21 protein-coding genes and 1 pseudogene are annotated in these 23704 nt (G+C 62.4%); 12 read left to right on the top strand and 10 right to left on the bottom strand.

Going from position 1 to position 23704, the window contains the following annotated elements:
- Nucleotides 1-134: 134 nt before the first annotated feature.
- Complete coding sequence (locus tag AB7290_RS27965; RefSeq protein WP_201266246.1) at nucleotides 135-1808, bottom strand: MFS transporter; 1674 nt, start codon at nucleotides 1806-1808, stop codon at nucleotides 135-137.
- A 130-nt stretch (nucleotides 1809-1938) separates the two neighbouring features.
- On the opposite strand from AB7290_RS27965, the gene AB7290_RS27960 reads away from it, so the two are divergent.
- Nucleotides 1939-2793: a LysR family transcriptional regulator gene (locus AB7290_RS27960; RefSeq protein ID WP_085404155.1), complete on the top strand. Its 855-nt coding sequence runs from the start codon at nucleotides 1939-1941 to the stop codon at nucleotides 2791-2793.
- 12 nt (nucleotides 2794-2805) lie between these two features.
- Here AB7290_RS27960 and AB7290_RS27955 read toward each other — a convergent pair whose 3' ends face one another.
- Nucleotides 2806-4212, bottom strand: coding sequence for an LLM class flavin-dependent oxidoreductase (locus AB7290_RS27955; RefSeq protein WP_085404154.1), 1407 nt, complete (start codon nucleotides 4210-4212; stop codon nucleotides 2806-2808).
- A 250-nt stretch (nucleotides 4213-4462) separates the two neighbouring features.
- Here AB7290_RS27955 and AB7290_RS27950 point away from each other — a divergent pair, with 250 nt between their 5' ends.
- The 7 genes and pseudogenes from AB7290_RS27950 to AB7290_RS27920 all read left to right on the top strand — a co-directional run.
- A complete protein-coding gene (locus AB7290_RS27950; protein ID WP_085404153.1) occupies nucleotides 4463-5782 on the top strand; it encodes an O-acetylhomoserine aminocarboxypropyltransferase/cysteine synthase family protein in 1320 nt (439 codons plus the stop codon).
- Nucleotides 5783-5817: 35 nt separating this feature from the next.
- Nucleotides 5818-6615, top strand: a complete 798-nt coding sequence (locus AB7290_RS27945) for a MetQ/NlpA family ABC transporter substrate-binding protein (protein ID WP_085404210.1) — start codon at nucleotides 5818-5820, stop codon at nucleotides 6613-6615.
- A 29-nt stretch (nucleotides 6616-6644) separates the two neighbouring features.
- On the top strand, nucleotides 6645-6890 hold the full coding sequence (locus tag AB7290_RS27940; RefSeq protein WP_085404152.1) for a hypothetical protein: 246 nt from the start codon (nucleotides 6645-6647) through the stop codon (nucleotides 6888-6890).
- A 41-nt stretch (nucleotides 6891-6931) separates the two neighbouring features.
- The gene (locus AB7290_RS27935) at nucleotides 6932-7714 is read left to right on the top strand and encodes a MetQ/NlpA family ABC transporter substrate-binding protein (RefSeq protein WP_085404151.1); all 783 of its coding nucleotides are present in this window, start codon (nucleotides 6932-6934) and stop codon (nucleotides 7712-7714) included.
- 24 nt (nucleotides 7715-7738) lie between these two features.
- Nucleotides 7739-9367, top strand: a complete 1629-nt coding sequence (locus AB7290_RS27930) for an FAD-dependent oxidoreductase (protein ID WP_135215576.1) — start codon at nucleotides 7739-7741, stop codon at nucleotides 9365-9367.
- Nucleotides 9364-9684 (top strand): 4Fe-4S dicluster domain-containing protein, encoded by a 321-nt coding sequence (locus AB7290_RS27925; protein ID WP_071915201.1) that lies wholly within the window; start codon nucleotides 9364-9366, stop codon nucleotides 9682-9684. Before AB7290_RS27930 ends, AB7290_RS27925 begins: the two co-directional genes overlap by 4 nt.
- A gap of 28 nt (nucleotides 9685-9712) precedes the next feature.
- Nucleotides 9713-9862 (top strand): annotated as a pseudogene (locus AB7290_RS27920) (DUF3088 family protein); the annotation flags it as partial.
- A gap of 252 nt (nucleotides 9863-10114) precedes the next feature.
- Here AB7290_RS27920 and AB7290_RS27915 read toward each other — a convergent pair.
- From AB7290_RS27915 to AB7290_RS27880, 8 genes are all read right to left on the bottom strand, one after another.
- Complete coding sequence (locus AB7290_RS27915; protein WP_081369286.1) at nucleotides 10115-10555, bottom strand: hypothetical protein; 441 nt, start codon at nucleotides 10553-10555, stop codon at nucleotides 10115-10117.
- A gap of 155 nt (nucleotides 10556-10710) precedes the next feature.
- Nucleotides 10711-10911 (bottom strand): hypothetical protein, encoded by a 201-nt coding sequence (locus AB7290_RS27910; protein WP_085404149.1) that lies wholly within the window; start codon nucleotides 10909-10911, stop codon nucleotides 10711-10713.
- 129 nt (nucleotides 10912-11040) lie between these two features.
- Nucleotides 11041-11805 (bottom strand): outer membrane protein, encoded by a 765-nt coding sequence (locus AB7290_RS27905; RefSeq protein WP_161495917.1) that lies wholly within the window; start codon nucleotides 11803-11805, stop codon nucleotides 11041-11043.
- A gap of 292 nt (nucleotides 11806-12097) precedes the next feature.
- Nucleotides 12098-12220, bottom strand: a complete 123-nt coding sequence (locus tag AB7290_RS27900) for a hypothetical protein (protein ID WP_256376419.1) — start codon at nucleotides 12218-12220, stop codon at nucleotides 12098-12100.
- Nucleotides 12221-12355: 135 nt separating this feature from the next.
- Nucleotides 12356-12583 (bottom strand): hypothetical protein, encoded by a 228-nt coding sequence (locus AB7290_RS27895; RefSeq protein WP_144030837.1) that lies wholly within the window; start codon nucleotides 12581-12583, stop codon nucleotides 12356-12358.
- On the bottom strand, nucleotides 12583-13308 hold the full coding sequence (locus tag AB7290_RS27890) for a response regulator (protein ID WP_085404147.1): 726 nt from the start codon (nucleotides 13306-13308) through the stop codon (nucleotides 12583-12585). The genes AB7290_RS27895 and AB7290_RS27890 overlap by 1 nt, the downstream gene beginning before the upstream one ends.
- Nucleotides 13301-14902: a sensor histidine kinase gene (locus AB7290_RS27885; protein ID WP_439037279.1), complete on the bottom strand. Its 1602-nt coding sequence runs from the start codon at nucleotides 14900-14902 to the stop codon at nucleotides 13301-13303. The genes AB7290_RS27890 and AB7290_RS27885 overlap by 8 nt, the downstream gene beginning before the upstream one ends.
- 437 nt (nucleotides 14903-15339) lie before the next feature.
- Nucleotides 15340-15915, bottom strand: a complete 576-nt coding sequence (locus AB7290_RS27880) for a hypothetical protein (protein WP_085404145.1) — start codon at nucleotides 15913-15915, stop codon at nucleotides 15340-15342.
- A 442-nt stretch (nucleotides 15916-16357) separates the two neighbouring features.
- Between AB7290_RS27880 and AB7290_RS27875 the strand changes: the two genes are divergently transcribed.
- From AB7290_RS27875 to AB7290_RS27860, 4 genes are all read left to right on the top strand, one after another.
- Nucleotides 16358-17980 carry an outer membrane beta-barrel protein gene (locus AB7290_RS27875; protein ID WP_085404209.1) on the top strand — a complete coding sequence of 541 codons (1623 nt, stop codon included), beginning with the start codon at nucleotides 16358-16360 and terminating at the stop codon, nucleotides 17978-17980.
- Nucleotides 17981-18045: 65 nt separating this feature from the next.
- Nucleotides 18046-18771, top strand: a complete 726-nt coding sequence (locus AB7290_RS27870; protein WP_071915194.1) for an outer membrane protein — start codon at nucleotides 18046-18048, stop codon at nucleotides 18769-18771.
- Nucleotides 18772-19289: 518 nt separating this feature from the next.
- Entirely contained in the window at nucleotides 19290-20519 is a 1230-nt protein-coding gene (locus tag AB7290_RS27865; RefSeq protein ID WP_085404144.1) for an efflux RND transporter periplasmic adaptor subunit, read from the top strand.
- Between the two features lie 20 nt (nucleotides 20520-20539).
- Nucleotides 20540-23698, top strand: a complete 3159-nt coding sequence (locus tag AB7290_RS27860) for an efflux RND transporter permease subunit (RefSeq protein WP_085404143.1) — start codon at nucleotides 20540-20542, stop codon at nucleotides 23696-23698.
- Nucleotides 23699-23704 lie beyond the last annotated feature (6 nt).

Genomic DNA, 23704 nt, shown 5'->3' with positions numbered 1-23704 from the left:
GCCTTGCCGTCTCGACCTCTGTTTGGGGAGACTGGACGGCTCACTTTGCCGGCAAACGGGTCCGCGTGGCAATTTCGCAGTCGGGCGCAGAAGGGAACGAACATTCTCTCGTGCGTTCGGAATTGAGAATGGAGTTATCGGCGCGGAAAGGATGTTGTCGTAGCGCACTGCCTGGACGCATCCGAGCAGGGCGATGAGCGGGGAACACAGCTTGGCTCATCGCTGTTCTGCGCGGAGCGCTTCCGTGCGGCATAGCTCTCGCCGGAAATCGCGAAGCTTACCAGCGCCATGATCCAGACGGACAGTCCGCCATAGAGCATCATCAGCCTGAAGCCGTGGATCAGCGCATCTTGCACGGCAGTTTCCGCTGCCGGCAGGAGGCTCAGCTCGGGGAAGTCGGACATGCCTGCGGTGCCGCCGGCGATCCGCTCCGCAAGGTGTTGCAGATGGCTGGCATCGAGCGCACCGGGAAGCGCGCTGCTCAGCCGGGAGGAAATGCCGGCGATCAGGATGAAGCCCATCAAGGCGATGTTGATGGCGAGCGCGATCATGCGGGCGCTCATGTCGATGCCCGATGCCATGCCGGCTCGCGTGCTCGACACCGCTCCCGTCGTGACGTTGGTCACCGGTGTGTTGGTGAGGGCAAGGCCAGCGCCCGCAAGCAGACATCCTGGTGCCAGTGTCAACCAGGTAACATGCTCAACGCCGCTACCGGCCCACATCAGCATGAAGCCAAGTCCGATGACGAACAGGCCGACCGGAATGGCGATGCCGCCGCCGAACCTCAGCAATATCCGTTCGCCGAGCGGCGGAATCACAAGCGTCGGAAGCGTGTAGGTGAGAAGCGCAAGGCCAGCTGCGACGTTGTCGTAACCAAGGGCGCTGCGATAGAAGATCGGTAGGTAGATCATGAAGGGCCAGAAGCTGAAATTCATGCCGGCCGATCCGAGCAGCGCGCCCGAAAAGGCGCGTATCCGGAACACGGAGAAGTCGAACATCGGGCGGGCGCTATGCAACTCCGCCAACACGAAGGCGATGAAGCTCAGAACGGCCGTCGCGGCGACCGTAAGGCCGGTTGGGCCAGTGAAGCCGAAGTCGGGGCCTTCCGTGATATAGAAGGCGACGCAGAACACCGACGTCGAGAGCGTCGCAATGCCTGCGATGTCGAGGTGCTTTGCCTCGGGATCGCGCGACTCCCGCACGCCGGTCACGGCGAGCGCGATCGTGACGATTGCGATGAATGCGTGGATCAGGAACACCCACTGCCAGCCGGAGACCGCGACGATCGTCGCGCCGATGATCGGTCCGAAACCAAGACCGATGCCGAAGATGATCCCCCAGGCGGCGAAGGCGCGGGCGCGCTCGGGGCCTTCCCGGAATTGATGGGAGAGAACCGCGACCTGACAGATCAGCATCGCACCACCGCTCATGCCCTGGAGGAAGCGGCTGACGATGAGGAGGAGCGCGTCTTCCGCCAGACCGCAGATCAGGGAGGCGAGGCCGAACACGGCGATGCTGACCACGAATACAAGCTTTCTGCCATAGCGATCTGCCAGCGTGCCGGTTGCCATCAGCACCGTCGTGACCGCGATCGTGTAGGCATTCATGATCCATTGCAGCTGCTGGAAGCTGGCGTGCAGCACCGTCTCGAGCGTCGGCAGGATCGTCGGTACGCTGGATATCTCCAGGCCGAACATGAGGGACGCGAGGCAGGCTGCGGCAAGGGCGATCGTGTTTCGTCGTGATGATAAGACCGTCAAGGCCGTGACCTCCAAACATGGTGTCGATTGCCAGCACGCATGCGCCATCGCTCGCTCCGGGAGGGATTGGTGTCCCGTGCGCTTAGGCCCGCTTCAGGCTGAGCGAACATAGGGGGCCCTTGACCACAACAAAATCCGATCGATATAGATTTCAGAGACAACAAAGCCGGATGATGGAATGCTCTCGCTCGATGTCGATGCCGTCAGAGCCTTTGTGATGGTGGCCGACCTTCACAGCTTCACGCGTGCCGCCAAGGCTTTGGGGACGACGCAGGGCGCGATCAGCGTCAAGCTGAAGCGGCTCGAGGATCGCATCGGGCATCGGTTGCTCGAGCGGACACCGCGATCGGTCCGGCTGTCTGCGCAAGGGACGGCCTTTCTGCAGGGCGCGCGGGAGCTGATCGTTGCTCACGAACGCGCGATCGCGGGGCTCAATGCGTCTCCGCGTCACTTCGGACTTGGTATCGCTGCGCATGTCGCCGGGCCGGAAGTCCCAGCCCTGCTGTCACGTCTCCACGCGCACGATCCAAATTTGACCATCGAGGTCCAGCTCGACAATTCGCGCAACCTCCTCGACCTGTTCGACCAGGGACGGCTCGATGCGGCCATCGTCCAGCGCGAGGACGATCGTCGTGATGGCGAGACGCTGGCGCGTGAGCGCTTCGGCTGGTTTGCGGCGCAGGGGTTCGAGCACAGGCCGGGAGAGCCCTTACGTCTGGCTGCGCTGGCTCCGACCTGCGGCGTGCGCAACGTAGCCACGCAGGCGCTGGATGCGGTCGGCATCAAATGGATCGAGGTGTTCCTGGGAGGCGGCTCTTCGGCGGTTCACGCCGCCGTCGTGGCGGGGCTCGCCATCGCGCCGCTGTCGTATCGGATCGCGCCGAGTGGCACGATCGACATCGGCGAGAAGCTTGGGCTTCCCAAGCTGCCGCCGTCCGAGATCGTGCTTCATTCGTCCTTGACCGATCGGCGGTCACGGGCCGCCTTGGGGGCGCTGGCAGCCGCGTTCCGCGAGCATCGCACGCAGGCGTGAGCTCCGTCCTTGCTATTCGGCGGCGTCGGATTGGAGCGCAGTCGTCGAAGGCGCGCGCCGGAAGCTCGCGCCGGGATGTGTCGTGTGCAACCGCGGGCCGCGTCCCGGGAACAGCTTTTCGCGTAGCGCGCCGTCGCGATATGCGGTCTTGTAGACGCCGCGCGATTGCAGCTCCGGCACCACGAGGTCGACGAAGGCGTTCAGCGACTCCGGCGCGACCAGGCGGAACAGGTTGAACCCGTCGACGTCGGTCTCGTCAGCCCAAGCGATCAGCTCGTCGGCGACGTCCTGCGGCGAGCCGACCACGAAGGGCGAGCGGGCGCCGGCGCGGCTCAATCTGGCGAGGTCGCCGACATTGACCGGCCGGTCGCTCCGGACCGTGAAATTCTCGACCATCGACTGGATGGCGTTGCTCTCGACATATTCGATCGGCTGGTCGGGCCGGTAGGTCGAGAAGTCGATGCCGGTCCAGCCCGACAACAAGGCGAGCTGGCCGGTTTGATCGACATGCCGTGCGTAGTCCTCGAGCAGATCATTCGCCTCGGACCGCGTCGGCGCCACGATCACGGTCGCGCCGGCAAACAGGCGGATGTCGTAGGGATCGCGGCCATAGGTCTTGGCCGCTTCTCGAATCTCGCGGACAGCGCGTGCGAGGATTGGCTTGGTCTGACCGTTGAGAAAGATCGCTTCCGAGTGCCGGGCGGCGAAGGCGCGGCCGCGCTTCGAGGTGCCGGCCTGATACAGCAACGGCGTTCGCTGCGGCGAGGGCTCGGCGAGATGGATGCCGTCAACCTTGAAGTAGCGACCATCATGCAGAACCCGGTGGAGCTTAGCGGGATCCGTGAAGACGCGGCTGCCGCGGTCGCGGCGAACCGCATCGTCCTCCCAGCTTCCCTCCCATAGCTTGTAAGCCGCGGTCAGAAAGTCCTCGGCCGCGTCATAGCGCTCGTCATGGGCGCGGCCAGCCGGAAGGCCCATCCCACGCGCGCCGCTGTCGAGATAACCCGTGACGATGTTCCAACCGATCCTGCCCTTGGTGAGATGGTCGAGCGTCGAAAACGTACGTGCGAGTTGATAGGGATGCTCGAAGGTCAGGTTCGATGTGATGCCGAAGCCGAGATGGCTGGTGACGAGCGCCATGGCGGATACGAGCAGCGTCGGATCCGCGTTCGGAAGCTGCACCGCATGCAGGGCGGCGGTATCGGCCGTGCCGCCATAGACGTCGTAAACGCCGAACACATCTGCCAGGAAGATGCCATCGAGCAGTCCGCGTTCCGCGGTCCTGGCGTAGTCGACCCAATAATCGAGCGTGTTGTAGTCGATGGACGCATCGCGCGGATGAGACCACAGGCCCGCCCAATTGTGGCTGGGCGCAGTCATGTTGAAAGCGTTAAAGCGCAGCTCGCGCGGTCTCGTCATGGTCGGGCCCAATCGCCAATTGCAAAGAACATCTCTTCGCGTGAGCATTTTTAACATTTTGCGCGAGCGAGTTTGTTTCCAATTCAGCGAAAGACCGGGAACAAACGCGTTGCGAAGCTGCAATGACGCAGCACGCGCATCGCTATTTTTCAGACACGCTCGACAGCAGCAGAATCCGACCGCATCATTTTCGTCGACAAGCACGGCTTGCCGCGCATGGCGCGCTCTCGAGATCGAAAGGGAATTGCAGATGACCTTGGAGACCCGGAACTTCGAGACGCTGGCGTTGCATGGCGGATCCTACCGCTCCGACCCCGCCACCGGCGCGGTCGCGGTTCCGATCTATCAGACCACGTCGTTCCAGTTCGAGAACGCCGATCACGCCTCGCGCCTGTTCGCACTCGAGCAGCTCGGACCGATCTACACCCGTATCGGCAATCCTACCCAGCAGGCCTTTGAGGATCGGCTTGCTGCACTCGAGGGCGGGGCGGCCGCCCTCGCAGTTGCCTCTGGACAGACGGCTTCCGCCTTCGCGATCTTCAACATTGCCCAGGCCGGCGACAATATCGTGTCCTCGACCGATCTCTACGGCGGCACCTGGACACTGCTATCGCAGACCCTGAAGCAGTTCGGCATCGAAGTGCGCTTTGTCGATCCCGCCGATCCCGAAAACTTCCGTCGCGCGACCGACGCCAAGACGCGCGTCTATTTCGGCGAGACGCTTCCGAATCCCAAGCTGCACGTATTCCCGATCAAGGAGGTCGCGGACATTGGCCGCTCGCTTGGCGTGCCGCTGATCCTCGACAACACGGCGTCGCCGCTGATCGCACGCCCGTTTGAGCATGGCGCTGCGGTGGTGGTCTATTCGACCACGAAGTATATCGGAGGCCACGGCACCGCGATCGGTGGCGCCATCGTCGACGGCGGCAACTTCGACTGGGCCGCGCATGCCGATCGCTTTCCGCTTCTGAACACGCCCGACGAGGCCTACCACGGCGCGATCTGGACTGAGGCCGCGAAGCCGCTTGGCCCGATCGCCTACATCTTGCGAGCCCGCGTCAAGCTGCTGCGCGACCTCGGCGCATCGATCGCGCCGCAGAATGCCTTCCAGTTCATCCAGGGCCTCGAAACCCTGCCGCTGCGCATCCGCCAGCACAACGAGAATGCGGTGAAGGTCGCGAACTTCCTCGCCAAGCACGCCTCGGTCTCGAACGTGATCTTCCCCGGTCTGCAAAACGGAGAGAACCGGCGCAGGGCGGACGCCTATCTGAAGGGCGGCTATGGCGGGCTGGTCGGCTTCGAGCTGAAAGGGGGCGTCGAGGCCGGCCGTCGCTTCGTCGACGCGCTCAAGCTGTTCTATCACGTCGCCAATATCGGCGATGCCAGGTCGTTAGCCATTCATCCTGCATCGACGACGCATCAGCAACTGACCGCAGCCGAGCAGCTCGCCGCCGGGGTCACGCCCGGCTACGTACGCCTGTCGGTGGGGATCGAGCATCCCGACGACATCTTGGCGGATCTCGGTCAGGCGCTCGCACAGGCCGACGTTGGGGCGCGCAAGGCTGCGTAAGGCACATCATCTGAATCGTAATGGGACTTGAGATCATGAAAATTCTTCGTCGCACCGCCCAGGCCGCAGGTCTCTGGCTTGCTCTCACGGCGGCCGCCTTCGCCGGCGAGCCGCTGAAGATCGCGACCAGCGCCGGCCCGGTTGGGCAATTGGCGTCCTTTGCCGCCAAGCTGGCCAAGGAGAAAGGGCAGGACGTCAAGATCGTCGAGCTGTCGGACTGGGTGGCATTGAACGAGGTCGTGAACAGCGGCGATGTCGACGCCAATCTGTTCCAGCATGCAACCTATCTCGCGCTTCAGAATAGGCAACGCGGCTTCAACCTTGTGCAGGTCGACAAGGTCGGCGTCATTGCGCCGGTCGGCCTGTTCTCGAAGAAGATCAAGAAGCTCGACGACATCAAGTCCGGCGACAGCGTCGCCATTCCGAACGAGCCGCTCAACGGCGCACGCGGGCTGATCCTGCTCGAGCGGGCCGAGCTGATCAAGCTGGCGCCCGGTAAGGGCTTCTCGGTCAGCAAGTTCGACATCATCGAGAATCCAAAGAACCTCAAGATCGTCGAGCTCGACCCCGCCCAAACCTATCGGTCGCTCGACGACGTAACATTGGCGCTCGTCAACATCACCTACCTCATTCCGGCCGGCGGGGATCCCAAATCTGCGCTCATCATCGACCGCACCGTTGATGACGGGCTCGTGCTGCGCTTCACGGCCCGGCCCGACAAGAAGGACGATCCGCGCCTGAAGGCATTTATCCAGGTGTTCAACTCGCCGGAAGTGAAGCAGTTCATCGAAGAGAAGATCCCGGCCTTCATCCCGGCGGGGTTCAGCAGCTAGGAGGGCGCCGTCCGTTGGGAAACTGCACCATGATCTATGTCGTCGACGTCAATCAGATGAGCTTTGCCTTCGTGGCGGGAAGCGAGAGGCACGCATCGGAGATTGCAGGCTCGCCGGGGTTTGTGCAGGCTCTGGATCGTTTCTTCCTTCAAGGCTCCAACGGTTCGAGCCATCGTCCGCGTGCTGCGACGGTTCAGGAGCTTGCTCTCTTCAACGACATGTCGTCTGAGTTCGCGGATGCCACGGCGGACGTCCTGGTTGCCCGCGTCGGCTAGACGTCGGAACAGATTATCGCTCGATAAGGAGATCGTAGACCATGAGACGTCGCTTGTTGCTCGTGATGGCCGCCTTTGCACTATTCACCGCGCCGGCCTCCGCGGATCAGAAGATCAAGGTCGGGATATCGGGCGGCGATGCCGAAATCATCTGGGCGAAGGTGAAGGAGATCGCGGCCAAGGACGGCCTCGATGTGCAGGTCGTCGTCTTCAACGATTATCTGTTGCCCAATGCCGTGCTGGATGTCGGCGATCTCGATGCGAATGCCTTCCAGCACAAGCCGTTCCTCGACAACCAGATCAAGACCAGGGGATACAAGATCGTCGCCGTCGGAGAGACGATCGTCGCACCGATCGGGCTCTATTCCCGCAAGGCGAAGTCGGTTGCCGAGATCAAGGAGGGGGCGTCGATCGGCATCCCCAACGATCCGTCGAACGGTGGCCGGGCCCTGCGGCTACTTCAGGCCGAAAAGCTGATCGAGCTCAAGGACGGCGTGGGGATCCTGCCGACCGCGCTCGATGTGGCCGCAAATCCAAAGAAGCTCAGGATCCGTGAAATCGACGCCGCCCAACTGCCGCGCAGCCTGGACGACGTCGATGCTGCGGTCATCAACACCAATTACGCCGTCCCCGCCGGCCTCATTCCCGGCAAGGACTCCATCGCAATCGAATCCTCGGTCAACAATCCCTACAACAACTTCATCGCCGTTCGCGAGAAGGACAAGGATGCGCCCTGGGTCGCGAAGCTGGTGCGTGCCTATCAGAACGATACGGTCCGCCAGACCATCAAGGACAAACTGCCGGGTCAGATACCCGCGTTCTGAACAGATTCAATCCGGAGACGAGCGATGACAAACCCACCTGGCCGTGCCGAGAAGCTATCGAGTTCGGCAGGATCCGTCGTGTTCGATGCGGATGTGCTGGTGCTCGGTGGCGGTCCCGCGGGCACATGGGCCGCAATAAGCGCCGCCGAGCGTGGTGCGCGCGTCGTGCTGACGGATAAGGGGTTTTGCGGCACCTCAGGCGCGACCGCGGCGGCCGGCACCGGTGTCTGGTACGTCGACCCCGCTCCGGAACGCCGCGAGGCCGCGATGGCCAGCCGTGAGAAACTCGGTGGCCACCTCCAGGACCGTCGCTGGATGGCGCGCGTGCTGGACCGGACCTACGCCCAGAGCAACCAGCTCGCCGACTGGGGCTATCCTTATCCTTCGGACGACGACGGCAAGCCGCAGCGGAATTCGCTCCAGGGTCCGGAATACATGCGGCTGATGCGCAAGCGAACGAAGCAAGCCGGCGTCACCATTCTGGATCACTCGCCAGCGCTCGAGCTTTTGGTGGACGAGAACGGCGTGGTGGCCGGCACCGCAGGCCTGCGACGGCAGAAAGGCGACCGTTGGGTGGTCAATGCGAAGGCTGTGGTGATCGCCACCGGCGGATGCGCGTTCCTTAGCAAGACGTTGGGCTCGAACGTTCTGACCGGCGATGGCTATCTCCTGGCGGCCGAGGCCGGCGCGGAATTCACCAGCATGGAGTTCTCCAACGCCTATGCTATCTCGCCGGCATTCGGCTCCGTGACCAAGACCCTGTTCTACAGCTGGGCAAACTTCACCGACGAGGAAGGCAGTGTGATCCCGGGGGCGTCATCCAAGGGCGGCCGGTCGATTATTGCTCGGGCGTTGCGCAAGGGCCCGGTGTACGCCCGGCTCGACGAGGCCGACGCCGAGACCCAGCGGCATATGAGGGTATCTCAGCCGAACTTCTTCCTGCCGTTCGACCGGACCGGCCTCGATCCGTTCACGCAGCGTTTTCCGATCACGCTTCGCCTCGAGGGGACCGTCCGCGGCACGGGGGGCCTGCGGATCGTTGACGACAGCTGCGCGACTACCGTTCCAGGTCTCTACGCTGCGGGCGACGCGGCAACCCGCGAGCTGATCTGCGGTGGTTTCACCGGGGGCGGTAGCCACAATGCGGCCTGGGCAATGTCGTCGGGGTATTGGGCCGGTCAGGGCGCCGCCGAATTCGCGCATCAACTGGGCAGCACAAGCGGGCGTCAGGCATTTCGGCGCGGCAGCGTTGCGCTTCGCTCCGGCAGCGGGCGACCGCTTCAGGCTGACAAGCTCGCCCGGAACGTTCAGAACGAGGTGTTTCCGTACGAGCTGAACTATTTCCGCGAAGCCGGGCGCCTCAGCGAGGCGTTATGGCGTCTGGACGGCTTCTGGTCTGAGGCATCGAATGCCGGCGCGTCAGACGAGCAGGATCTGCTTCGCGCACGTGAGGCCACGGCCATGCTCGCAACGGCGCGCTGGATGTATCGGAGCGCGCTGGCGCGTCAGGAGAGCCGGGGTATGCATCGCCGCGACGACTATCCCGAGCAGGACGACCGCTATCGCCACTACGTGACGACCGGAGGGCTCGACGACGTCTGGACCTCGGCGCGCCCGCTGCGTTCCTCTCAGTACGCGGAGGCCGCGGAATGATCGAGGTCATCGATGTCGAGCGCTGCACGGCGTGCGACATCTGCGTCAACGTGTGCCCCACCAATGTCTTCGACAAGACCGACGACATCCCTAGGATCGCGCGCCAGAGCGATTGCCAAACCTGCTTCCTGTGCGAGCTCTACTGCCCCGAGGATGCGCTGTTCGTCTCGCCATTCGCCGACGCGCCGCAACAGGTCGACGTCGCCGCGTTGAAGGAAGCCGCAGTGCTCGGCAGCTATCGGCGTGCAGTAGGCTGGACCAATGAGAGCCGGCACTTGCGCGATGCGGATCGGAGCTACCGGCTGTTCGGCCATTGAAGCTTACATCGACTTCGGGAGATAGGACATGACTGGAGATCGCCTGTTCCTGTTGAAGCCCGGATTTGAGGATCCGGAGCAGCCGGGCCGCTTCTTCGTCTGCTCGCACTGCAATGCGATTGAGGGGTTGCTGGCGTCGTTTCCAGGGCTGGCAATACAGATTGAGGTGCGGCGCCTGGGGACGCTTTGAAAAGGGGGCGTGAAGTCCGATCGCGGCGCCGATCAGGGAGGAGGACGTTGTCACCAGGCCCAACAAGGCGGCCATGGCGAGGTAGTAGGGCGACGTCATGAAGCTCCCAAAACATCGCGATCGTTCGCCGCAACGTGCCTGCAGCGGCATGATGACGTGCGGGACGTAGGAAAGCGAGAGCGCCTGCGGCGCCGCCGCATAGGAAACTCATATAGACGGAATCAGCCGCAGCTCCGCGTTTCAGGCCGCCCGTTTCATCTGGGCAGAATCCTGCCGGTAGGCGGACATCACGAAGCCCTGACGGCATCTGACCCCGGCCTCGATTCGGAAGCCGAGCTGTTCGAGCTTCTTGCGGACCTTGAGCGCGAAGCCCGCCTCGTTCGACTTGATCAGCACCGCGATTGCAGCGGTCGTGCCGAGAGATGGTGCGATCTGGGACAGCGCCATCTCGAACTCACTGAACATGTCTTGCACGGTGATGAGGCCGACGGAAAAGGCCGGCTTGCGCAAGAAGATGGAGGGCAGTCCAATTCGGGTGAAGCCGCGCTGGCGCAGCGCCTGATAGAGTTCGGCGCTACCACGGCCCGCGACGATCGCGCGATTGAGATTCGACAGATGGGTGAGCGAGATCATGGTCTCGACCACCTGGTCGCGATCGGTGAAGGGAGCGGGGTGGAGCACGAAGATACTCCTTACAGTAGGTGCGCGGGCGCACTGGAACGAGAGTTTGCCCTGAATGGCGCGACCAATATCGTTCGCGGCCAGTATGATTTCGAGGGGACAGGCAGGCTTATCTCATAGGAACGGCATAGGATCGGGACGAGGTTGAGGTGCGTTCAACGTTCGTTGCGCATGTAGGCGCTTCGTGCCGTCACCGATCTCATGTCGGGCTCCGCCCTGCTGCCTGCACCAGGATGGTTGATCGTTGCCTCCGACAGGCGATGGATGCCGGCGTCGATCTGGCGATCCAAGGCATGAAGAATGACGTGCGCGACGGCGGCCGTCACCAGGATGAGAAGCCAAGAGCGCAAATCCATGAGACTTCCCCATCCCTGGTGGCGTTGCACAGATCGGACAATGGAGGGCTGGCCTGAACCGGAGCCTCGCTCAAAAAAGGAGCCCCGGACGTATCGGGGCTCAAGGGGTTGGAGGTTTGCCGAGAGACTTCAGTATTTGGCGACGACAGGGGCATCCCAATGGAATTTGTAGTTTAGGCCGACCAGCGCGGTCGAGGCACGCTGCTGGACGTTGATGACTTCACCCGCGCCGCCGCCGGCCAGTGTGAACGCCCGCGCGCTGTCGTCGAGGAACCACATGTAGTTATACTCGGCGAAGACCGACCAGTTCGGCGCGAACATCCATTCGGCGCCGATACCGATGGTCATGCCGGGCTGCATGAAGCTTGCGGACTCGATCAGCGCGCCGCCAGGCGCAAAGACCTGGTTGCGTTCCCGAATGAAGGCCGCACCGCCCTTGAGATAGCCGAGGAATTGCGGCGTCCAGAGATAGCCGATGCGGCCGGTCGCGGTGTAGATCTCTTTCAGGTTGTTCGCTTCGGAGAAGGCGGGGAAGTCGGTCAAGGCGTGGCTGCCCTTGATATTGCCGAAATCGAAGCTGCCGCCGACGCCGAACACCAGATTGCCGGTCTGGAAATCGCAACCGACCTGGCCGCCGCCGATCACGCCGCTGTCCTTCTCGCGGCCGTAGTCGTTCGGTGCAGCCACGCCGCCGACGTCGAGCGCGCGGGCCGTATTCAGCCGTGTCCAGCCGCCACCGACATTGGCGCCGAGGTAGCAGCCGGTCCAGTTGTAGAGCGGAGCGGCAGCCATTGGCCGCGCCTTCAACGGCAGATCGGCAGCGACTGCGGCGCTCGCCGCGCCGAGCCCGATCAGCACACTTGCGACAACAAGAGATTTCAATCGTCCGTACATTCGAGCCCCCTGCATGGCCATGAGGCCAATTCACCTTCGGAGATGATGTTAGGGACAGCGCACGGATTCCGCGATGCCGAAAGGGCTGCTTGAGCGCGCGGAGGTCGCTTTTTGCGCGCGCGTTGTACGCTCGCGACATCGCAAAATGCCGAAAAGAATTAAGGAAAAATAGCTTCCGGACTCGCGGAGTGGTTTCGGTAAATTGAGACGCCGGACATGGCCGCGCGATACGTCGAAGGTCGCCTGAGATTGTATCACTGTGTTTGTGCCGGTGGTCCGGTGCGCAATCCCGTCAATCCCTGTCGCGCGTTCGCCAGGCGAAGATGATGAAGATTGCGACAACGGCCGCGCCCGCAAGCATCCAGTACTGGGCGTCAATGCCAAAAACGCTAAATGTTTGAATGAGGAAGTCCACGGCACTCGCCCTTTTGTTGGGCAAGCTACGCGGTTCGGGGATGGAAATATATTATTTTTATACGATGGGTGTTCTGCGCGTCGTGCGCAGGCATGCCAGCACTCGCGGACGGCGCAAGGTATGGGTCAGCCCTGGTCAGAGCGCGGATCGCGAGGCGCGCTCGATGACCAGTCCGTTGAGGAAATCTTCGAGCGCGATGCGTCCGGCCTCGTGTGCGGCCCGGTGCGAGCGAAACCCGGCTTCACGAAGCCTGATGCCCATCGGCTTGCGCTTGCGCCGGATTTCCCAGGACCAATCCTTACATGCATCGCCGGACCAGGACACGACGACGTAAAAGGATCGTCTTGGAGAAGGGCGAAGCATCAACTCACCCGTGCCGCCACCGGCGCGGCGTCCAGACGGTTCTGAAGGCGATAGCCGACACCCGACTCGGTCACCAGGAGACGTGGCTGGTTGGGGTCGGCCTCGATCTTCTGGCGAAGCTTGCGCACGAGGATCCGAAGGTACTGGATGTTGTCGCGCTGATTGCCGTTCCAGATATCCTTCAGGAGCTGATCGTGGGTGACGACGAGGCCGACATGCATGGCGAGAACGTGCAGCAGCCGATATTCCTTGCGCGTCAGGCGAACCAGGTTGTTGTTCAGCGAGACCGTACGGGTCACGAGATCGACAGACAGCGGGCCTGCGACCACGACCGGATTTTCCGTCGCCGACTTGAAGTACCGCCGCAAGGCGGCCTCGCTTCGCGCCAGCAGTTCGGCCATGCCGAACGGCTTGACGACGTAATCGTCGGCGCCGGCCTGGAGCAGACGTACCTTCTCGTCCTCGCCGGCAGCGACGGAAAGGATGATGATCGGCACGTTGGACCACGCGCGGATCCGCTCCAGCACCTCCGCGCCGTGAAGATCGGGTAGCGCCAGATCGAGAACGATGAGGTCAGGTGAACTGAAGGTCGCGAGCTTCAACGCCTCGGTGGCGTTTTCGGCCTCGAGCACGGCGAAGCTGTTGAGCTCGAAGCCGGCGCGGAGGAAGCGCCTGATCTTCGGTTCGTCGTCGATCAGGAGAACGACGTTTGCGGGCTTACTCATCTGTCAGCGTGATCGGTTCGGAGGTGGATGGCTCGAGCGCGGGCAGGGAGATCGATACTGTTGTTCCCTGTCCTTGGCCGCGGCTATGAACCGTGATCATGCCCTCATTGGCCTGGATGAAGGTCGAGGCGATCCAGAAGCCGAGGCCCGACCCCGGCACCGACGCCTGATGTCGCGCGCTTCGAAAGGATCGCTGCCCAAGCTTTTGCTGTTCATCGGCGGTGATACCAACGCCCTGATCGGACACGACGACGTGCACGCGATGGGGCTCGCAACGCACGTCCACGGTGATCGTCGAACCGGACGGCGAGTATTTCGCGGCGTTCTCCAGGATCTGCCCGCAAGCCTCCTCCACCAGGCCCGAGTCGACGTGGAGCAGCGGAAGATCATCTGCGAAAGTTGCCTCTATCCGATGCGCCGAAAGCCGTCGCGCGCGGCGCGTGATGGCGCCGTGGACGATATCCCTCGGGTCCGCCCATTCGCGGCGCGGACTCAGTCCGCCCGCGGCGACGCGAGTCGCGCTGAGCAGGTTGCTGATATAGCCGTCGAGATGGCTCGCCTCGTCAGAGATCGCCTCGACCAGCGCTTGTATGCGCGCGTCCCCACATATGGCTGGAATGGTCTCCAGCACGCTCGCCGAACCCTGGATCGCCGCGAGCGGCGTGCAAAGCTCGTGCGACAGTGTTCCATGGAAGGCGTCGCGTAACATTTGCGCCTGCAGGCGCAATCGCGCGCTCTCCATCACCTTGCCGATGTCGAGGCGCTGCAGCGTCAGCGCGGTCTCGTCGAGGATTGATTGGATCCGTCGAGTCCGCCGTTCAATCGCTGGCTGGGAACCCAGACCGATATTGACCGCGATCACGCCGTGAATAGCGGAATCTGACGAGATCGCCCTGAGCAGCCAGATCTCGCCGCGCTGCTCGTCGACGATGGTCCGCAACCCTGGACCCGCTCCGGAATTCATCGCTGCCGCAGTTGCCTGCACTGAAAGTGGCGCGAAGCGGGACTCAGGCGGTTCGAAATGCCCGTCCGCGGTCGTCACGAACAGAGTTGCCGCGTGACCGAAGGCGACCTCGAAATGTTGACGGATGGCGGAAATCAAGTCCGCGACCGTAAAACAGGAGGCGAGACGACGCGAGAAGTCATAGAGCGCATGCATCTCCTTCTCGCGCTGTCGCAACGTGTCCGTTTCCTTGCGCAGCCGCGAGGCCAGATTGCTGCTGACCAGCGCAACGATCAGGAACAGCAGGAGATCGACCGCCTCCTGCGGGTTGTCGACGCGAAAGCTGTAAAGAGGTTCGAAGAAGAAGAAATCCGCGGCTGCCGTGCCCGTGATCGATGCCGTCATTGCCGGCCAGACGCCCCATCGAGTCGCAGCATACATGACTGGAACGAGGTAGGCGATCGGGACCAGGCTTGACGCCAAGGTCGTGCTGAGTGCGAACAGCGCGGTGGTGACCAGTCCGATGCTCAGAACCGACAGCAACACCGGGATCACGTTGCGCCACACGACGACACGCAGCGACGCGACCTCATCCAGGGCCGGTATCCCCGAGGATGGCAATTTGGAATCGGTCTGCCGCACGCTCGTCATCGAAAACATGCGGCCCAGAGGTGGATGAAGAATCAAAGTACGTACATGCCCTTGCCGACGGCGACATCGAAAGATCCGGCTCCGGCCGCGTCGGCCGCAACGGATCAATGGTCAAACAAGACCCGATCGGACAATGTTCGGAAATTCGATGGTTATCGGCATGCGTCGACCAACGGCGCGCACCAGAACCCGTTCAATGTCGTGATGCAGACTCTTCGATGTCGTCAACTACCCGGCGAAGGAACGATGTTCCAGATCGACGTAGAAAATCTATGATGTTGGGAGTGGTTCAACATAAAAAAGAAATAGCCGCAGCCTCCGTAGTTCTACGGAAAAGGTTCGCTCCAGACTCCGCGTCAGGCGAAGTCGGGTTCTGATTCCCTCAACGATCGTACCGGGCCTCAGGGCAACGCCGCGATTCGTGGCGGTGAGGCGTCTTATGCCTGCCGGACCAAGCTCGCATATTGCAGGGCGCGCTTCTCGCCGAGAAGCTCCGGCCTAGATGCCCGGTAAAGGCCGGCTTCGTCGGCCGAGCGGGTCTGAGGCAGCGCAAGGGCCGCGACCGCCGCGGCGCTGATCTGCTTGGGCGGATAGAGATAGAAGTCCATCAGCGGCATATGCGGCCCGTGCGCACTCTGTTTCAGGACGTCACGCGCGGTCTCGCCGGCGACCGGATAGATCGCGCTCCATCCGGCGAAGCTGCTCGCCAGAATCTCCAGGGAGAGAATCGTGGTCGCGATCTGCACGAAGCCGTCATTGGCCTTCTTCGAGCTGCGGGTCGTCGAGGCTCGGCGCAGGATTCGGCGAAGCTCAGTGTGCCGTTCGATCAGCGGGCCCAAGCGAAAGTGCCAAAGCATATTGGGCAACGAGGCGAAGCCGTGAACCTCGTGATACGATTCGATCAAGCTGCAACATTGCCGCGTCAGGTCCTTCGGCAGGAAGCCGAGGTCGAACGCGACACCGTCCGCCGTTGTGTTGTCGCTGGCGCGCGCTGCACAAGTCACGGCTTCCATGATCAAACCTCGCGAAGCAAATTTGCCTACGTGGCGAGCTTAGCGAGTCCAGGCATATATCTTCGATCGACAATCTGGCGCACATACGTAGCAAAATAATAGCTGTGGCAAGCAAACGGCGCTTGGTTGCGAGTAAGTCGAGCACAGCGCGTCGCGCACTATGACGAAAATGACACAGCGCGAAGTGAACGTTTGCGCTGCATCATCGTTCTAACGGCAAAAGACCACTTTTTCGCTGACGATTTGAGCAAACGCGGTGAGCATCTGATGCTTACGAATGCAAATGACGCCCGCGAGGCGTCTCGCGCTATTTTATTTTAACGAACGCGCGCCGGAAACCGCATCGCTTTTTTTTGCCTGCCTCACGAAAGATTGCACCTGAAGCTTAACCAAACCGAAAGAGCGCCTGGAAGGCGTCGGTCCAACAGCTTGGGGCAATATGATGAGAAACTATCTTTTGGCGGGCGTATCGCTGGTCGCGATGGGGATTGGCGGCGCTGCCAATGCAGCGGACACGCTTCCGCCCGTGGGGAAGACGTTCTGCGATCCCTACAAGAACTATGCGTGCATGGATTCCTATCTGGGTCAGGACTTCATGACCCGCTTCATCAACTACTATCGGCTCGAATGGGGCCATGAGGCCGCGCCGTCCGATCCGAAGGCGGCGGCGTCGCGCCGCGACGGATGGCCTGCGACACCGCAGAGCATTCCGCCGATGCCGTTCACCGAATGGCCCTATGGCGGTGCGACTGCAATCGGCGTCACGCGTCCGAACTCGGTCGACAGCCCGCTGATGAACGCGATGAGCAACACGGCGGTCGGGCAGTGGATGAACGACGCGCACATTCAGGTCTATGGCTGGGTCAACGCCGGCGGCAACCTCAGCAACAACACCGTCCGCGGCGGCAATTCGCCGGCAGCATACGACTACAATCCGAACACGGTTCAGCTCGATCAGGCCGTGGTCTATATCGAGCGACTGCCCGACACAGTCCAGAAGGACCACATCGACTGGGGCTTCCGCATCGCGCCGATCTATGGCGAGAACTATCGCTACACCACGGCTTACGGCTTGTGGAGCAATCAGCTCCTCCAGCAGAACAGGAACTACGGCTATGACATGCCGATGGCCTATGGCGAGGTCTTCATTCCCTATCTGGCCGACGGCCTTCTGCTGAGGTTCGGCCGCTACATCTCGATCCCGGACATCGAGGCGCAGCTCGCGCCGAACAACTACATGTATACGCATTCGATGACGTACACGTTCGACAACTATACGAACACCGGAATTAACGCCTCGCTCGCGCTGAACAAGAACTGGATGATCCAGGGAGGATTCTCAGTCGGCACCGAAGCGATGCCCTGGCATGTCGGCGCCAAGATCGCCAACGCGAATCCAAATCCGCTGTTCCCGGACAGCACCATGCTGAAAGATCCCGGCGCGCAGCCCACCTTCAGCGCGGCCGTCCGCTACGTCACCGATAGCGGCAATGACGGCGTCTACGTGATCGCCAACGGCATCAACAACGGCACCTGGGGCTACAACAATCTCCAGTGGTACGGGTTGACCTATTATCACAAGTTCAACGATCAGTGGCACATCTCGTTCGAGACCTACAACGAGCACCAGAACAACGTGCTCAACCTCGACAATCCGGCCTCGGTCGCGCTCGTGGCCAGCGGTACACCGTTCTCGCTCGACGTCATGCCCTGGAACGCACCATTCGGCGCGCATTGCGGCAACGCAACCCAGCTCTCGTGCACGGCGTCGGTCCAGACCTTCCTGACCTACGTGAACTACAGCCCGACGAAGATGGACAACATCTCCTATCGTCTCGAGTGGTTCGACGACAAGCAGGGACAGCGTACCGGCGTGAAGACGCGCTACGTCGAGACCGGGATCGGCTGGCAGCACTGGTTCTCGCCGCAGATCGAGATCCGGCCCGAAGTGTCGGTGTATCACGCGCTGGACGCGCCGGCGTTCAACGGTAACGCCAACTTCGGCATTCCCCCGAACAAGAAGACGGCCGTCATCGGTTCGGCGGACATCATCATCCACTTCTGATTCTGCGGACGGGTGGCGCCGCGAGCGCCACCCACTTCGGAAGAGACATTCGACAGGGGCTAACAATGAAAAAGATTCTTCTCACAACGGTTGCATTGGGCGCATTGACGGCGATGTCGCCGGCGTTTGGCGCCGATCTCCCGATCTACGGCAAGGCTCCGCCAGTCGCCGCGCCGGCCTATGACTGGTCCGGCTTCTATGTCGGCGTCTTCGGCGGCTGGGGGCTCGGCAATCACAACGTGAACAACGCCACCGGACCGGTGGGCTTCGCCAACTTCACGGCGAACTACGAATCGACGGGTGGCTTCGGCGGCGGCGAGATCGGCGCCAACTGGCAGAGCGGCAACATCGTCGTCGGTATCGAAGCAGACGGCTTTGGCGCTGACATCAAGGGCAACGACAATTTCGCGCTCGGCTGGAATGACGCGACAAAGCTGGGCTGGGGTGCCACGCTCCGGGGGCGCGGCGGCATCGCGGTCGACCGCCTGTTGCTGTTCTTCACGGGCGGTTGGGCTTATGGCGAGCTGACGCACACCAACACCAATCCCGGCGTCGGCGTGGACACGTTCAAGGCCACACGGAGCGGCCTGACCGCCGGCGGTGGCATCGCTTATGCGTTCACCAACAATCTGATCGGAAAGTTCGAGTATCGCTATTTCGACTACGGCACGTTCCATCGCGATGCGCCGACCAACGGTGTGCTGCCGTACACGGTGGCGAACACCTATTCGACCGTGATGGTCGGGCTCGACTTCAAGTTCGGCGGCAACGCGGTGGTCGCGAAGTATTGACGCCAGGAGGCAGGGGGACTGCATGATCGGCTCGAGACGAAGACTGAAAGTTGCGGCGATGATCGCTCTCGTTGGGCTTGGCGCTTGCCTTGCCGGATGCGTGAGCGATCTCGGTGCCACTGCAACAGATGCGCCGGGTACTCACCAGATGCGCTACTATGGCGGGCCCAAATATCCGATGTGGCCGAGCCAATGAGATCGATCGGCACGGCGTGCCCTGTGAGCGGACGCGCCGTGCGGATCGTGATCTCTGTTGCCGCGAGCGTGATGCTGAGAGGACGTGCTGTCAGTTCTGTGCAAGCGAACCATGCTACGCGCTGCCGACGCCTTGACAGCCTGGGAGCATCACGGCGGATCGCCGACGGCATGTCCGGCAATCACGGTCCGATGCGGTACGACCGCGGGTCGAGATCTCCAATGTGGCGCGGCCGCGTTCAGAATTGAGCCCCGTTTGGGCAAGTAAGCCAAGGCCTCGCAGGAGGCACGGGAGTGCATGAGTCAATGCGCACGTTTGCATCATGAACGCCGGTTCGAGCCTTAGCCGGAAAAGAGTCGTTACGCTTGCGGCTGCGGCGATCGCGCTTGCCATTGGGGCCGTCGGCGCGACGCGGTTGCTCGCGTCACATGGCAAATCCATGGAGATGTCGAGCCAGGCCAAGGTAAAGCCGCCGCGCTACGTTCCGACCGCATCCGAGCTGGCCACGCTCTCGATTGCGCCGGTGACGGAGCGGGTGTTTCGTGCGGAGCACGTCACGGAGGGCAAGATCGCCGTTAACGAAGACAGGTCCACGCCGATCTTCTCGCCCTATGCGGGCCGTGTCGTGAAACTTCTGGTGAAGCCCAGCGATGTCGTCGAGCGCGGGCAGCCGCTGTTCGTGGTCGAAGCCACCGACACCGTGCAGGGCCTGAACGATTTCGTGACGGCGCTCGGTAGCCTCAATACTGCGCGCTCCAAGCTCAACCTCGCGCAGATCGTCGAGAAGCGCGCCAACGATCTCTATGCCGGCAAAGCGGTGCCTCTCAAGGACTGGCAGCAGGCGCAGGCCGATCTCATCACAGCGCAGAATGACATGCGCTCGGCGGAGACCGCACTCGAGGCGGCGCACAATCGGCTGCGCATCCTGGGGCGGTCCGAGGATCAGATCATCAAATTCCAGGAGACGCGCCAGATCAGCGCCGAGACGCCGATCACCTCGCCAATCGGCGGGACGGTCGTGCAGCGCAAGATCGGTCCCGGCCAGTTCATCAGCAGCAGTGCCAGCGATCCGGTGTTCGTGATCGGGGACCTCTCGACGGTCTGGCTCACGGCCTTCGTGCGCGAGAGCGAGGCTGCGGACATCGCCATCGGACAGGATATCGCCTTTACGGTGCTGGCGCTTCCCGGTCGCGAGTTCAAGGCGCGTGTGGATTACGTCGCCGCCGCGATCGATCCGTCAACGCGGCGTCTCATGGTCCGCGCCACCATCGACAACAGGGACGGATCGCTCAAGCCGGAAATGTTCGCCAACGTTACGGTCTATGCCGGCGAAAACCGTCCCTCAGTCGGCGTGCCGAAGCAGGCTCTAATCTTCGAGGGCGATCGTGTCCGGGTTTGGGTTTCGCGCGACGACGGTTCCGTCGAGCTGCGCGAAATCCAGATCGGGTTGACCAATGGCGACCTCGTTGAGGTGCGCGGCAACCTGAAGGCCGGCGAAAAGATCGTCACGCGCGGAAGCCTGTTCATCGACCGTGCCGCTTCCGGCAGCTAACTCAAGGCAAGCCGGTTCACATGGAACGTCTCGTCGCCTTCGCAGTCAGTCGCCGCTTCCTCATGGTCGGCCTGTTCGCCGCCATGCTGGCCGGCGGCCTGATCGCGTTTCAGCAGCTCAACATCGAAGCGTATCCCGATCCGACGCCGCCGATGGTCGACATCGTGACGCAAAGTCCGGGGCTGTCGGCCGAGGAGATCGAGCGCTACATCACGATCCCGCTGGAGACTCAGGTTGCCGGCATCAAGAACATGAAGGTGATCCGGACCATCTCGTTGTACGGCTTGTCCGACGTCAAGCTGCAGTTCTCATTCGACTACACCTACGAGCAGGCCCTCCAGCAGGTTCTGAACCGCCTCTCGCAATTACCGCCGTTGCCGAACAATGCGCAGCCGCAGATCTCGCCGCTGAGTCCGATCGGAGAAATCTATCGCTACCGGCTGGTGGGGCCGCCCAACTACTCCGTGCTCGATCTGAAGACGTTGCAGGATTGGGTCCTGCAACGGCGTTTCCGCACCGTCCCGGGCGTGATCGATGTAACTGGCTGGGGTGGCAAGACCAAAACCTACGAGGTTGAGGCTGATTTCAACAAGCTCGTGGCGAACGGCTTGACGCTCCCGCAACTTCAACAGGCCATCAACAACGCCAACGTCAACGTTGGCGGCAACACCGTCAATATCGGCCCGCAATCCGCCGTTGTTCGCGGCGTCGGCCTGATCCGTTCGATCCACGCGCTCGAAAATACGATGGTGGCCTCCAATGGCGGCACGCCGGTGCTGGTCCGCGACGTCGCGACTGTCACCGTCGGCGAGCAACCGCGGCTCGGGATCGCCGGCCAGGATCAGGACGACGACATCGTTCAGGGCATCGTCCTGATGCGCCGCGGAGAGCAGAGCTCGCCGACCATTTCGCGCGTCGAAGAGCTCGTCGCCAGCATCAACAATTCGTCGATCCTGCCCCCTGGCGTGCGCATCGAGCGCATCTATGACCGCAAGGACCTGATCCAGACCACGACCCACACCGTGCTGGAGAACATGGTGGTCGGAATCGGCCTGATCGTGCTGTTGCAGTGGATCTTCCTTGGGGACCTGCGCAGCGCGATGATCGTCGGCGCAACGATTCCGTTTGCATTGTTTTTCGCGGTCACCATCCTCGTGCTGCGAGGCGAATCCGCCAATCTGCTATCGGTCGGGGCGATCGATTTCGGGCTGATCGTGGATGCGACCGTGATCATGGTGGAGGCGATCTTCCGGCGCCTGTCGCATACCGAGCGGCTGACGCCGGGCGAGCGGGCGACGATCTCGTCGCGCACCGTCATGGACATGAAGCATCATGCCATCCTGACGGCTGGCTCCGACGTGTCGCGCTCGATCTTCTTCGCCGCAGCCATCATAATCGCGGCCTTTTTGCCGCTGTTCACCTTGAGCGGCGTCGAAGGCAATATTTTTGGTCCGATGGCACGGACTTATGCTTATGCCCTTGCAGGCGGCCTGCTTGCAACCTTCACGGTCACGCCGGCGCTGAGCGCCATTATCCTTCCGGCCCATGTCGAGGAGACCGAGACGTTTCTGATGCGTTGGGTGCATCGGCTCTATATGCCAGTGCTGGCGCGATCGCTCGCACATCGCCGCGTCGTGCTGGCGGGCGGCGCCGTCCTGGTCCTGATCACGGTCGTCGCCGTGCGATTGCTCGGGCTCGAGTTTCTGCCCAAGCTGGAGGAGGGCAATCTCTGGATCCGCGCAACCTTGCCGCCGACCATCTCGCTCCAGGAGGGTAACTCCTACGTCAACCAGATGCGCAAGGTGATCGCTGCCCGGCCAGAGGTCGAGTCGGTGGTATCGCAACATGGCCGGCCAGACGACGGTACCGACGCCGCCGGCTTCTTCAACGCAGAATTCTTTGCGCCGCTCAAGCCCGCCAAGGAATGGCCTGAGGGCGAGGACAAGGACGCGCTGACCGCCATGCTGCTGGGGCAGCTTCAGGAAAAGTTTCCGGGCGTCGAGTTCAACTTCTCGCAATATCTCCAGGACAATGTCTCGGAGGCCGTGTCGGGCGTGAAGGGCGAAAACTCGATCAAGCTGTATGGCAGTGACCTCCAGGCGTTGACGGACACCGCAAACAAGATCAAGGCGCAGCTCGCCACCGTTCAGGGGATCACTGACCTTGCGGTCTTCACCTCGCTCGGCCAACCGACCATCCAGATCGATGTCGACCGTGCCCGCGCCGCGCGGTACGGGCTGTCGCCGGGCGATATCAATGCGACGATCAAGACCGCGATCGGTGGCGACAGCGCCGGGGACCTCTACGAGCCGGGCTCCGACCGGCATTTCCCGATCATCGTCCGCCTTGCACCACAGTTCCGAAAGAGCGCCGAGGCAATCCAGAATTTGCGAATTGGGGCGCAGGGGCCGAACGGCGTCACGCAGGTGCCGCTGAGCGAAGTCGCGACAGTCAAGGTCCTGTCCGGCGCCGCCTATATCTATCGTGAGCAGCAGGAACGCTATCTGCCGATCAAATTCTCGGTGCGCGAGCGCGATCTCGGCAGCGCCATCCAGGAGGCGCAGGAGAAGGTCGCGGCCAACGTGCAATTGCCGGCGGGCTCGCATCTCGAATGGGTCGGCGAATTCGGCAATTTACAGGATGCGATCCGGCGGCTGTCGATCGTGGTGCCGATCAGCCTCGCGCTGATCGCCATGCTGATCTGGTTCAATTTCGGCTCGATCATCGACACCGTCCTGACCATGAGTGTGATCCCGATGGCCGTGCTCGGCGGCATCCTGGGCCTGCTCGTGACCGGCATTCCCTTCAGCGTCTCGGCGGCAATCGGCTTCATTGCACTGTTCGGCATCTCGGTGATGGACGGAATCATCATCCTGTCCCAGTACAACGCGCTGATCGACGAGGGTATGGAACGCGGTGCCGCGATCCTCCGCACCGGCGAGCTTCAGCTTCGTCCGGTGCTGATGACCTGCGTGGTCGCGGGCATTGGGCTCTTGCCCGCGGCGCTCTCCAGCGGCATCGGCTCGCAGGTGCAGAAGCCGCTTGCGGTCGTGGTTGTCGCCGGAATGATGCTGGCGCCGATCGTCATTCTGGTCACGCTGCCAGCACTGATCTCGATGTTCTCGCGGCGGACCCGGCCGGGCCTGGCGGCGCAGCCTCAGTTGGCGCCGGCAGAATGAGGTGGG

This window comes from Bradyrhizobium sp. 613_E4_N2_2 (genome assembly GCF_052075995.1).
GTDB classification, from domain to species: domain Bacteria; phylum Pseudomonadota; class Alphaproteobacteria; order Rhizobiales; family Xanthobacteraceae; genus Bradyrhizobium; species Bradyrhizobium barranii.
The sequence above is the reverse complement of the archived record's forward strand: the minus strand, read 5'-3'. Positions and strand labels throughout refer to the sequence as shown.